This window comes from Phnomibacter sp. (assembly GCF_036803085.1).
Lineage (GTDB): Bacteria > Bacteroidota > Bacteroidia > Chitinophagales > Chitinophagaceae > Phnomibacter.
This window is the reverse complement of record NZ_DAIRUZ010000002.1, coordinates 375,537-388,660: the sequence shown is the minus strand read 5'-3', so window position 1 is coordinate 388,660 and position 13,124 is coordinate 375,537. Positions and strand designations below refer to the sequence as shown.

Annotated in this window: 7 protein-coding genes; all 7 read right to left on the bottom strand. The window is 49.3% G+C overall.

Features of this window, described 5'->3' with window-relative positions; translation table 11 throughout:
- Window positions 1-12 precede the first annotated feature (12 nt).
- The 7 genes from V7Q13_RS05475 to V7Q13_RS05445 all read right to left on the bottom strand — a co-directional run bounded on the left by V7Q13_RS05475 (window position 13) and on the right by V7Q13_RS05445 (window position 13,086).
- Window positions 13-1,278, bottom strand: coding sequence for a pyridoxal phosphate-dependent aminotransferase (locus tag V7Q13_RS05475; RefSeq protein ID WP_333799671.1), 1,266 nt, complete (start codon window positions 1,276-1,278; stop codon window positions 13-15).
- Window positions 1,279-1,531: 253 nt separating this feature from the next.
- Complete coding sequence (locus V7Q13_RS05470) at window positions 1,532-4,675, bottom strand: VPS10 domain-containing protein (RefSeq protein WP_333799670.1); 3,144 nt, start codon at window positions 4,673-4,675, stop codon at window positions 1,532-1,534.
- 175 nt (window positions 4,676-4,850) lie between these two features.
- A complete protein-coding gene (locus V7Q13_RS05465) occupies window positions 4,851-5,330 on the bottom strand; it encodes a hypothetical protein (RefSeq protein ID WP_333799669.1) in 480 nt (159 codons plus the stop codon).
- A gap of 316 nt (window positions 5,331-5,646) precedes the next feature.
- Complete coding sequence (locus tag V7Q13_RS05460; RefSeq protein WP_333799668.1) at window positions 5,647-6,960, bottom strand: amidohydrolase family protein; 1,314 nt, start codon at window positions 6,958-6,960, stop codon at window positions 5,647-5,649.
- Between the two features lie 140 nt (window positions 6,961-7,100).
- Complete coding sequence (locus V7Q13_RS05455) at window positions 7,101-10,220, bottom strand: amidohydrolase family protein (protein ID WP_333799667.1); 3,120 nt, start codon at window positions 10,218-10,220, stop codon at window positions 7,101-7,103.
- Between the two features lie 236 nt (window positions 10,221-10,456).
- On the bottom strand, window positions 10,457-11,488 hold the full coding sequence (locus tag V7Q13_RS05450) for a proline iminopeptidase-family hydrolase (RefSeq protein ID WP_333799666.1): 1,032 nt from the start codon (window positions 11,486-11,488) through the stop codon (window positions 10,457-10,459).
- A 44-nt stretch (window positions 11,489-11,532) separates the two neighbouring features.
- The gene (locus V7Q13_RS05445; protein ID WP_333799665.1) at window positions 11,533-13,086 is read right to left on the bottom strand and encodes a helicase HerA-like domain-containing protein; all 1,554 of its coding nucleotides are present in this window, start codon (window positions 13,084-13,086) and stop codon (window positions 11,533-11,535) included.
- Window positions 13,087-13,124 lie beyond the last annotated feature (38 nt).

Genomic DNA, 13,124 nt, shown 5'->3' with positions numbered 1-13,124 from the left:
GGATGGTTTGTGTTACTGCAATTTGGCCAGTGCGGCTTCCAGTTTTTCAAACATGGGTGCCAGGTCTTCTTTACGGCAGGTGCCCACACTCAGGCGGTACCAGCTACTGCTGTTATCGGCACCAAATGCATAAAACGGAACGATGGCCAATCCCGCTTCTTCCAGCAGGTATTGCGTTACGGCAGCCTGGTTGTCGAGCAGCTTTCCATCGGTAGTTTTTTTGCCCACCAATGCAAAACGAATGGTGAGGTACAAGGCTGCCTGAGGTGCTACTGCATCTACTGCAAAGCCTTTTGCTTTCAATTGCATCAATCCCTGATAGATATATTCCAAACGATAATGCAAATCCGCTTTAAATGAAGTCAGGTAGGCATCAATAGCCGCTTCCTGATGCAAAAACTTGGCAGTTGCTTTTTGCTCTGCCATGGGTGCCCATGCGCCGAGGTGGCTGAGGATGGCTTTCATTTTTGCAATCACTTGGCCAGGGCCAAACGACCAACCCACCCGTACACCGGTAGCGGCAAAGCATTTGCTGATGCCATCTACAAATATGGTGTAGTCTTTCATGGCAGGTACCAGGCTTACCGGGTTGTAATGCTGCGTATCGCCATAGGTGAGTGTCCAATACATTTGGTCGAACAGCACATACAGTTTCTTTTCGCCGGGGCCACGTTTAGCGTTTTCCGCCAATACGAGTTCACATATTTTTTCCAACTCCGATTTTACCAATGTGGTACCGGTTGGGTTTTGTGGCGTACACAAGCACAACAATGCAGCACCGGGAATGTGTGGCGCTACCTGCTCCGCTGTTGGCATAAAGTGGTTTTCAACAGTAGCATCTATCAGGCAATGCTCTGCATTGGTCAGATTGGTGTAGTGATTGTTGTTCCAGCTGGGCACAGCATAAATCACCTTGTCGCCGGCATCTACCAATGTTTTAAAAATGGTATAAATGAGCGGACGACCACCGGATGCAATTTGAATTTCGTTGCTGCCGTAATCGAGGCCGAGTGAACGTTTGTAAAAAGCACAAACCGCTTCTCTCAAATCGAGTTCGCCATCAGCCAATGGGTAACTGGTAAAACGATTTTTATACGCCTCAATAATGGCATCTTCTAAACCCTGCGGAATAGGAAACACCTGTGGGTCAAAATCGCCGATGGTAAAGTTGTAAATGGTATCGCCCAGGCGAATGCGTTCCCGAATCATGTTGCCCAACTTCACAATTTCACTGCCCTGCATACTTTCGGCCAGTGCACTCATTTTTACCTGTTCCATGGTTGCTATTGCCTTTTTAACGGCTGCGCAAAAATACAGTGCTCACCTGCCTTTTGCGCCGGAATTTGCAATTACAGACAACATCCAATGCTTTGCCGTACGCTATTCTACACCGTCTATGCTTTTGGGTAAAAGAGAAGAAAGCTGTTTAGTGTTTTTACGTTTCTGTTGAATGCAGGCGAATGCAAAAAACAGGGCATAAAAAAAGTGCCGCACCATGGCGACACTTTTTTCTATACGGGTTTACGTATGATTATTTCAAATCATTCAAATCGTTGAACAGTTTGATGGGCGTACTTTCTGCCAGCTGGCGATAGTTTTTCCAGGCACCGTTGCTCAACGCATTCACTTTGTCTACCGCTTGCTGCACCATTGCAGCAGCCACTTCCAATGCCTTTTCTTCTTGTGCACCGGGAAGGGTTCGCTTACCCATGATGAGCATCTGTGGTTCGCGAAGCTTGGTCATTACAGTAAGCTGGTATGCAGTGCCATAGCCTTGCTTTTCCTGTCGCTTGCCATTTATAAACTCACGAATGGCTTTGATAGAATCTTGCATGGCCTTGTTGGTTTTGCGGAGGCTGTCGGCTTGCTTGCCTTCTACATCCCGCAGTTGTCCATCCAGCTTTCTGGTGATGTCTTCCATTTCTGTGAGTCGGTCCATAGCGGCAGTCAAACGTTCTGAAGTTTGCCACAAACGCTGTAGCATAACTTTCTGTGCGTTATATACGGCTTCATCAAACTTCACTCGTGGGTCGTACTGCACATTCAGCATGCTGCTATCGGCTACATCGCCCATGCTTACTACGGCTTTGTACATGCCGGGAGCGGCCCGCATACCACCACCGGGTTCGGCAGCACCTCTGCGAGGTTTGGGGCTACCGGGCTGGCGAATGCCTTTGGTAGTAAAGTTCCAGGTAATGCGGTTGAAACCAGTATCAGCTTTGGCTTTGTACGTACGGATGGCTTCGTTGGCAGCGTTGTAAATTTTCACCGTTACAGAGTCGTTGCCTTTTGAAGGTTTTGCTTTGTCATTTTTCACAAAGAAATTGATGCTGGCATCGCTACCACGGTTGTCGGCAGCATACAAACCATAAGTGCTGTATTCAATGCCGGGAGGGCCGGTTTCAAATGCCTGATACGCAATGGGGCTTTCGTAAGTGCTCAACTTTTTATCGGCCAGCATGCCTTTGTTAGCAGCAATAGCCCGCAGCGGACGAATGTCATCCAAGATGTACAAGGCACGACCGAAAGTAGCAATCACCAAATCGGCTTCTCTTTCCTGAATGGCTAAATCGTAAGTGCTTACAGAAGGGTAGTTGTTGGTAAACTGCTGAAAGCTGTTTCCGTTATCAAAGCTTACCCAGAGGCCATTTTCTGTACCGGCAAACAACAGGTTGGGTTGCACAGGATCTTGCAACACACACAATGCATAGCCTTTCACATTGTTTTTACCCGCCATCATGTTCACCCAGGTTTTGCCGTAGTCGGTGCTGCGGAAAATATAAGTGCCCATATCGCCACGACGATAATCGTTGGCTATTACAAATACTTCGCCGGCATTGTAGCGGCTGGTGCGTATCTGCGGAATCCATGCGCCTTTAGGTAAGCCTTTGATGTTGGCAGTAAGGTTGGTCCAAGTTTTGCCGCCATCACGGGTTAGTTGCAGTTGTCCATCATCGGTACCTACCCACAGCACATCTTTTTCTTTTTTAGAAGGCTCAATAGCCACGATGGTGCAATGGTTTTCGGCATTGGTAATATCGATGGTGAGGCCACCATTTTCATCCTGCTTTTGCTTGGCCGGATCGTTGGTGGTGAGGTCGCCGCTGATGATGGTCCACTGGGCACCTTTGTTGGTGCTCTTGTGCACAAATTGGCTTCCGTAGTAAATGGTGTTGGCGTCAAAAGGATCTTGTGCCAGCGCTGCATTCCAGTTGAAACGAATGCGGGTGTTAGGATCGGGCATCGGTGGACGAATGCTCCAGCGTTCGCCGGTTTGGATGTTCATTCTGCCAAGATTGCCACCTTGGCTCATGCTGTATACCCACTTGCTGTCGCTCGGGTCGGGGGCTACATCAAATCCATCACCACCACCAACACTTTTCCAGTAGCTGTTGCGGATGCCACCATCTGCCCACACATACGCAGGTCCATGCCAGCTACCGTTATCCTGCAGGCCACCCATTACGTTGTACGGTATTTCATTGTCTACATTGATGTGGTAAAACTGACCGAGGGGCAATTTTTCATCAAACTGCCAGCTGCGGCCACGGTCGCGACTGATGGCAATGCCACCATCGTTGCCGTTGATGATGAAAGAAGGATCTTTTGGATGAATCCACCAGGCATGGTGGTCGGGGTGTACGCCATCGTAAGGAATGATGATGCGAAAAGATTTACCACCATCATCACTTTGTGCAATCATCTGGTAGATGTTGTACAAACGGTTTTCGTTTTGTGGATCTACCATGATGTCTTGAAAATAAAAAGGACGGTTGGTTACCCATTGTGGATCGCTGTTTACCAGTGTCCATTTCATGCCGCCATCTTCGCTGCGGTAGAGACCGTTTTTGGTAGCTTCTACCATGGCGTAAATCACATCCGGATCGCTGGGGGCAATGGCGATACCAATGCGGCCGGTAGTATCGGGCAAACCTTCTGCTTTGCCGAGTTTCTTCCAGTTTTTACCACCATCCCAGGTGCTGTAAAAACCGCTGCCTTTGCCACCACTAAAAAAGCTCCATGGGGTACGGTTGTGTTGCCACATACACACCAGCAGTTTGTTGGGGTTGCTGGGGTCCATCACCATATCGGCTACGCCGGTGCTGTCGTTGGTATGCAAAATGAGTTTCCAGGTATCGCCGCCGTCGGTGGTTTTGTACACGCCACGTTCGGGGTGTGCAGCAAAAGGATTGCCAATGGCACCGGCATACACCGTATTGGGATCGGTTGGGTCGATGAGAATGCGGTGAATGTTCATGGTTTTTTGCAGGCCCATGAGCTTCCAGCTTTTACCACCATCGATGCTTTTATACATGCCTTCGCCCAGGCTTACACTGTTGCGGGGGTTGCCTTCGCCGGTTCCTACCCAAATGACATTCGGGTTGCTTTGCTGAATGGCTATGGCACCAATGTTTTGTGTTGGCTGATCATCAAAAATGGGCGTCCAGCTGGCACCACCGTTGGTGGTTTTCCAAACACCGCCACTGGCTGCGCCAATGTAAATAATGTCGGGGTTGCTGTGTACTGCATCAATGGCAGTAACACGGCCACTCATACCGGCCGGCCCAATGTTGCGGGCTTTCAGGTTTTTAAAATCCGTAGCGAGGTTGACCAGTTGGGCCTGTGAAGCCTGTACCAACAGGAGCAACAGGCAAGCCCATAACAGTTTTTTCATCCGTATACCGTTTTGATTATTAATAAGAAGCTTCGTGGAGCAGAATCCGTCGAAGTTGGGAAAGTTTGCCGTAAAACGGGGAAGATGTCAAAGAAAAAATGAAGGATATATAATAAACAAGCGGGCCTGCAGCTAGAAAGTTGCAGGCCCTTTTTCTATACCCTATTCACCCTTATTAAAATGTAAAGCGTACGGCTACGCCCAACCAGTCTATGCTGTTGTAGTTGGCACCTATAAACGTAACTGACGGTTGCCAGTCGAGGCTGAGGTTGATGGGGGCACCGTTGAATTTGTAGTCGAGGCCAATCACACCATCCAAACCGGCAGCAGCACGGCCACTCGGACGGAAGCGGTTGCGGTATTCATCATCCCACAAGTCGATGTGGGCACCACCACCTACGTACCACTGCAGGCCCCGGGCACCTTTAATATCATCGTGCCATTCGTACAGGCCGGTGGCCCGGAAGCCATCCCGCCAGAAATAGGCCAGGCCTTCAATGGCAGCATTGCTTTTTACAAAGTGTTTTACTGTAACAGCTGTGGGTGAAAATTTGAAACCCAAAGCGGTTTTGTACGTGCTTCCGGTGGCCTGGGCGCCGGCGGTGTGAGCCAATCCTACTAATGCTGCAGCTACTAACAATTGTTTTACGTTCATACTTGTGTTTACAAGCATCCTTAAAAAAATCAGGCCAGAATGAGAAAAGCAGAAAACTGTTTGCAGTTCTTTAACGAAGTGATGGAAAAGTTGGAAGGTTGGCAGGATTGTAAGTTGAAAAGTTGGGAGTTCACAAGTTCCAGCGTTCACGGGTTCACAAGTTCTCGTCCCGAAAGCTAATGGGGAGCATAAGTTCACAAGTTGAGTGTTTGGTAAAGGCGAATGTCTTTTGTTCCGTAGGAGCAACTTCATCCAGCTATAAAATAAAAGAGGACCCCGAATGGAGTCCTCTTTTGTAAACATAAATAACCAACCGTTATTTAATGCCGTATTTGTATTTGTAGCGTTCAAACAATTGCTTGTGCTTATCATCGAGCAGCAGCTGACGACCCTGAATAAATGCCAGCGAAATTTTGCTGCTGCGCATATCCAAAATGTCGCCATCGCTTACCACAATGTTGGCGTCTTTGCCTGCTTCGATTGAACCGGTTCGGTTTTCAATACCCAACACTTTGGCCGCATTGAGAGTAATGGCAGTCAGTGCTTCCTCTTTGCTCATGCCATAGGCGGCAGCAGTACCCGCATTGAAGGGCAGGTTGCGGCCGCGGTTTTGCGGGTCATCGTCGTTGATGCAAAACAGTACACCCGCTTTTTGCAACACCGCTGGCGCAGCATAGGGCTGATCTACAGCATCATCATCGCTAGTAGGCAAGTTGTGCATTTGGCTCAGAATAACGCTAATGTTGTTTTGCTTCAGCAGATCGGCAATGCGGTACGCTTCGCTGGCACCCACCAGCACTACATCAAAGCCAAACTCTTTTACAAAATCAATGGCTACCAGCATTTGGTTTACCTGACTGGCATGCACATACAGCTTTTGTTTTTTCTCAAACAAAGGCTTCACGGCCTCGTATTTCAGATTTTTTTCTGCATGCACCGGTTCGGCATTCCATGCTTTGGCATCGCGGAAAAACTGCTTCACTTTTTCGATGGTTTCCAGTGCTTGTTTTACCGGGTCGGTTGGGGCACCACCCATTTGCGCAAAGAAGGCAGCAAAGCGGCCACCACCGGGGCGGGCCAGCAAGCTGGGCATGTAAAACTGCATGCCATTGTCGATGGCGTAAGCAGCATCTTCATAGTTCCAGGCATCCAGCTGCACTACAGAAGAAATGCCACCCACCACCTGACCTTGTGGTACAACGTTGGCCAGCAAAATGCCGTTGCTGCGCAAGGTGTTGGTTACTTTGCTATCGGCGTTGTATGCAGCAATAGCACGTACTGAGGCGTTGTTATCGCCAATTTCAAAAAAGTCGTTGCTGCCCCGTACACCGCTGCCAATTTCTTGCAAGCCCAGTTGGGTAGCAGGTAATATAAGACCGGGGTAAATGTGTTTGCCAGTTACATCTATCACTTTGGCATCGCCGGTAGCATTGATGTTTTGCCCTACCTGCTCAATTTTACCATTGTTGATTTTTACCGTGGCATTTTCTATCACCTGGCCATTGCCCACGTGAACGGTACCGCCCTTCAGCAGCACCACGCCCTTGGCCGCAGGAGCAGGGTACACATTGTCCTGCGCAAAGCCGCTGAACGATGCCAATACTGCGAGGCTAAAAAGTATTTTTTTCATTCTAGTTTTTTTAAATGATGTGTTGATCATTTTTAAGCGCTGCTATTAACCACCAGGACACAAAGGCTACACAACTGACACAAAGAATAATTTATCTGGAGCTCTTAGTGCCTTCATAGTGTCCTTGTGGTTCAATACCCTCACTTTATTTCTTCCAATTCATGCTCATCAAATTCCAGCAGGCCCATTTTGTGGCTGTGGTCGCCGCAGGTATGTACAAACTTGTACGAAGGCTGTGCGGGAACTACAGGACGACCGGCACCTTTTTCACCCATCATTTTTTTGATGAGGCGGGTCCGTTCTTCCTTCACTTGCTGTTGTACCTGCAGGTCTTTGGCACGGTCGAAAAACACAGTGCCATCAACAATGGTGTACAGTGACTTTGCATAAATACTCAGTGGGTTATCGCTCCACAATACGAGGTCGGCATCTTTGCCTACTTTGATAGAACCTACACGGTCATCCACATGCAGCATCTTAGCAGGGTTGATGGTGACCATGCGCAGTGCTTCTTCCTCAGACATGCCGCCATACTTTACCGCTTTCGCAGCTTCCTGGTTGAGGCGACGGGCCATTTCAGCATCATCACTGTTGATGGCTACATTCACACCTACTTTGTTCATGATATAGGCATTGTAAGGAATAGCATCCTGTACTTCCAATTTGTATGCCCACCAATCGCTGAAGGTGGATGCGTTGGCGCCATGTGCCTTCATTTTATCAGCTACTTTGTAGCCCTCCAAAATATGGGTGAAGGTGTTGATTTTAAAACCAAACTGCTCGGCAACACGCATGGTACTTACAATTTCACTGGCCACATAACTGTGGCAGGTAATGAAACGCTTCTGGTTCATGATTTCTACCAAGGCATCCAACTCGAGGTCGCGACGCACCACCATTGGTGTAGCGCCCTTCTTCTTGTTGTTTTCTTCGGCAGCCTTCAGTTGTGCCTCATAATCTTTGGCACGGGTAAAGGCATCAATCAACACTTGCTCTACGCCCATACGGGTATCGGGGAAGCGAGTATTGCCGTTGGTTGCGGTAGTACGCTTTACGTTTTCGCCCAAGGCAAACTTGATAAACGGATCCCAGTTTTGGAACATCAATCCCTGATCGTTAGTGCCCCAGCGCAACTTGATGAGCTGGGTTTGACCGCCAATGGTGTTGGCACTACCATGCAGCAAATGCGAAGTAGTAACACCACCACTCAGCTGGCGGTAAATGTTGATGTCATCCGGATCGAGGTTGTCTTTGATGCGTACTTCAGAAGTTACACTCTGTCCACCTTCGTTGATGCTGCTCACCGCAATGTGGCTGTGCTCATCAATCATACCAGCACTCAGGTGCTTGCCGGTACCATCAATTATACGGGCCGATGCATCGCTCAGGTTTTTACCTACGGCAGCAATTTTACCATTCTTCACCAGCACGTCTGTTGCTGTCAGTACACCTTCTTTTTCGCTGGTCCAAACGGTAGCGTTTTTAATGAGGATGGTTTCTTGCTTCGGCATTTCGGTAGCGCCAAAACCAACAAACGGATACATGAGGCTACCCACTTGTGGTGCGGCTTTCCTGGCTACGCTATCTGCTTTTACTTCGGTGGTTTTGGTACGAACTGCGGTCCATGTCAATGCGTTTCCGTTACTGTCGAGGCCGGTGCCCTGCCATACATCGCCATTGCTTACACCACTCAGGCGAATGGCGCTGGCGGGCAATGCTGCTGCAGCGCCGCCGCCCATCATCATGCCGGGGCGACCGCCACCCATGCCTGCACGGCGGGTACGGGGCGCAAAACCAATTTTCACCATTTTGCCATCAAAAGAAAACTGCGTGGTCAATGTGTCTTTTGCAGACACTTCTGCACTGCTGCTGCTTTTTACATCGAGGGTAAATTGCTGAGCACCTGATGGGCCATTTACAGTCAAAGCATAGCTACCATTGGTATTGTGCCAGTTGTCGTCTTTTACCACATAGGCATTGCCCTGCACCCAGTTGTGGTGGATGGTCGTTTTTTCGCTAAAGATGGGACCGTTGGTAATCACAAAGTTGGCCAGCTTGCCTGCATCGAGGCTGCCTACTTTATCATAGATACCCAATAGTGATGCGGGTGTTTTGGTCAGCGCTTCCATGGCAGCTGTTTCGCTGAGGCCATATTCCATGGCTTTGCGCAGGTTGCTCATAAATGTGCGTCCGTCACGAACATCACTCATGGTGAGTACGAAAGGAATGCCTGCTTTTTCAATAGCCGCAGGGTTGGTGGGTGCCAGCTCCCAATGCTTCATATCGGCCAGGCTTACGTAGCGGGCCGCATTGGGGTCTTCAACATCCTGCGCAGCAGGGTAGTTGAGGCTTACAATGAGCGGCGCTTTGGTAGCAGCCACATCGCTGATGCGCTGGTATTCTTTGCCACTGGCTTTGATGATGTACTGTACACCAAACTCATCGCCAATGCGGTCGGCCCGCATTACATTCCACAAGTCGCCGCCCTGGCTGGGGTCGAATACCTGTGGTAAGTTTTGCTGGTCGTTCCATGCTTTCAGCGTCAGGTTCACGCCTTCTGCTTTGGGGTTGCTTTTGTACCACTGCGCATCCAGATAAGTTTGGCGCAGCAGCGAAATGGTACCCATCAAACTACCGGGGTAGCTCTGAGTGCTGCTGCCTTTGCTGAAAGAATACAGCGCAGCGGCTTTCTCTTTTACCAGCACCTGATTGGCACGTACGCTGGCGAGTGTAACCACGGCACCGGTACCACGGGCAATACCATCGGGTTGATGTGTAAGCACTGTACCAAAGCCGGCATCCCGCAGGCTTTTGGCCTTGGCATCATCGGGTACAAACAGGCTGGCGGCATCTACATCTGCTTTGAGGGCCTGGTTCCAGCCGAAGGCACCTTTTACATTGGTTTCGAGCTGTGCCGGGGCACGAAAGTCGAATCCGCCGCGGCCTTGGGGGCGAGCAGGCATGCCATAATCACTTTGCAAATCAATGAAAGAAGGATAGATGAACTTGTCCTTACAATCAATCACCACGGCATCTTTTGGAATGCTGATGCCTGCACCAATGGCCACAATTTTGCCATCGCGGATGACCATGCTGGCATTGGGAATGGTGGTTTTGGCATCTTTTACAATGGTGGCGTTGGTAAACGCATAGGCGCCCGAACCCGGAGTGCTCACACCATTTACCGGGAAGGTAGGTTGGGCCTTCGCCTGTGCCATCAATAGCACAAGGCCTGCCAACCAAAGCTTCATTTTTCTCATAGTGCTTTAGTTTATTTGAAATGGAGGTTAAAAACGGAAAAACGGTAAACTACCGCATTTGACGATAATAGCACCGATAGGCAGCAGGAAAAGGGGAGTTTTTTTGAGATTGTTGATTCTGGTGCAACAAGGCGGCAATGACTGGTTTTAGTAATAGCTACAAATGCTACTGCCCTGTTGGTTACAGGGCAGTAGAAAATAAAAAAATTCGATGTGTTAGCGGACTGGTACTGCTTCTATTCTTTGATTGGCTTGCCGGCATCCACATCTTTCATAAAACGAATGAGGCCGGTGAAATACGTATCCTGATCGTCCCACATGGCGCAGTGGCTGCCTTTGGGGCAAATGAGGCTGCGGCCATTTTTTACTTGAGTGGCCATCCATTGCATGTGGTCGGGATCCATAGTGTCGTGGGTGGCGCCAATCACCAATGTAGGCACCGTTATCTTGGGTAAATCCTGGCTGCGGTTCCAGTTGATCAAGCGGCCGGCCACGCCAAACTCACTGGGGCCTTGCATGCACACATAAATATTGGGGTTGAGGTGCTTGAATGCACGGTAAATTGGCTCCGGATTGGGCACTACGCGGCACACATGTTTGTCGTAAAAATTAGGTCCAAGCAACTCCATGTATTTGGGGTTGCTGTAATCGCCTTTGGCTTCCAAACCACGAATGGTATCGAGCACTTTGGGATCCATTTGTTTGGCCAGCACTTCCTGTGCATATTTACCATATGCAGGCACATCACTCATCATATTGCTAATGATGAGCCCCTTAATGTGTTGCTGATATTTCAGCGCATACTCCATGGCCAGAATGCCGCCCCAGCTATGGCCGAGCACATAAAAATTACTACTGTCAGCACCCAGTGCTTTACGCACCTGTTCCACTTCTTCTACAAACCGTTCGGTGGTCCACAGGCTGCTGTCGTTGGGTTGATCGCTGTAGTAACTATCGAGTTGGTCGTACTCAATTATCTCGATGCCTTCGGCCGGCATAAAACTTTCAAAGCATTCAAAGGCTTCGTGGGTGCCACCGGGGCCGCCGTGCAGCAAGAACAGTTTCATGCGGGGATTGTTGCCAATGCGTTTGGTCCATACATGGAAGGTTCCCTTGGGTGTTTCAATGGGAATCATTTTGACACCACCTGTTTGCAGGCCGCTGTCGGTACGGGCAAAATAAGCTGTTGTAGCGGGCTGATGGTTGCCGCTGTTATTGCAGGCTGCAGCCATGATGGCGATACAAAATAGGAGCCAGTAGTTTTTCATGAAAAAGGATTGTTTGTTGTACACAAATACGTTTTACGTTGTCATTAAAACCAGCTCTTCTTTTTGCTTCTGCCACCGAGACCCAGGGCGCCCAGCAGGCTGCGGGTAATGGTGTTGGCGGCAGTACGCATGGCACTTTTTACAATGGTATTATCCAGTACCTGTTCTATCATGCCAGGTTCTTCTTTGGCTGTTTTTTTCTCTTCCTTTACCTCAGCCTCAGCCTGTGTTTTCTCCGCTGCTTCTTGCAGTTTGGCAGTGAGTATTTCGTAGGCGCTGTGGCTATCTACTTCCTGGTTGTATTTCTTCACCAGCTTGCTGTTGGCCACCAATGCATTTACTTCAGCTTCGGTAATCACATCCATGCGGCTGCGGGGCGGATTGAGCATTACATGCACCAGTGGTGTGGGAATGCCTTTTTCATTCAACAGTGTAATTAGTGCTTCACCAATACCTACTTGTGTGAGCAGTTCATCGGTTTGGTAAAAATCGCTGAGGGGATAGTTCTCTGCTGTTTGCTTAATGGTTTTGCGGTCGTTGGCGGTAAAAGCACGAAGGGCATGTTGCACTTTCATACCCAGCTGACCAAGTATGCTGGCGGGTACATCCATGGGGTTTTGGGTACAAAAGAAAATGCCGATGCCTTTGGAGCGAATGAGCTTGATGATGGTTTCAATTTGCTGCAGCAAGGCATCGCTGGCTTCCTGAAAAATGAGGTGCGCTTCGTCAATAAACAAAATGAGTTTGGGCTTATCGAGGTCGCCTTCTTCAGGGCAGCTGGCATAGAGTTCGGCCAGCATTTGCAGCATAAAGGTGCTGAAGAGTTTGGGCTTGTCTTGCAGGTCCATCACCCGCAAAATATTTACCACGCCACGGCCATCATCGCTTATGCGCATCAGGTCTTCTACTTCAAAACTTCTTTCACCAAAAAAATGGGTAGCACCCTGCTGTTCCAGTTCAATCACTTTGCGCAAAATGGTACCGGTGCTGGTGGTAGAAATTTTGCCATATTCTTTTTCCAGTTCGGCCTTGCCTTCTTCGGCGGCGTATTGAAGGAGCTTTTTAAAATCTTTCAAATCGAGCAAAGGCAGTTGCTGGTCATCGCTGTATTTAAACAGCATGGCCACCAGTCCGGCCTGTGTATCGTTGAGTCCTAAAATTTTGCTGAGCAGCACGGGGCCAAATTCGCTGACGGTAGCCCGAAGCCTTACGCCCGGCTGGTTTTCGCCCAGGGCCAGCAGTTCGCTGGGGTAGCCCGTAGGTGTGTACGTTATGTCGAGCAATTTGCTGCGGTCTTCAATTTTGGCATTGCTGGTACCGGCAGCGGCAATGCCACTCAGGTCGCCTTTGATGTCCATCACCAACACGGGTACGCTGGCATCGCTGAGCAGTTCACTGATCACTTGCAAGGTTTTGGTTTTACCGGTACCCGTGGCACCGGCAATGAGGCCATGGCGGTTCATGGTTTTGAGTGGCAGGTACACATCGGCACCCGGCACCACCTGACCCTCAAACATGGCCCGGCCAATTTTTACTTTTTCACCTTTGAATGTATAGCCGGCCTGAACGGCTTCAAGAAATTGTGCAGCGTCTGCCATAGAATGTGGTTTGAAGTAAAGATAGCAGAAATGCCTGC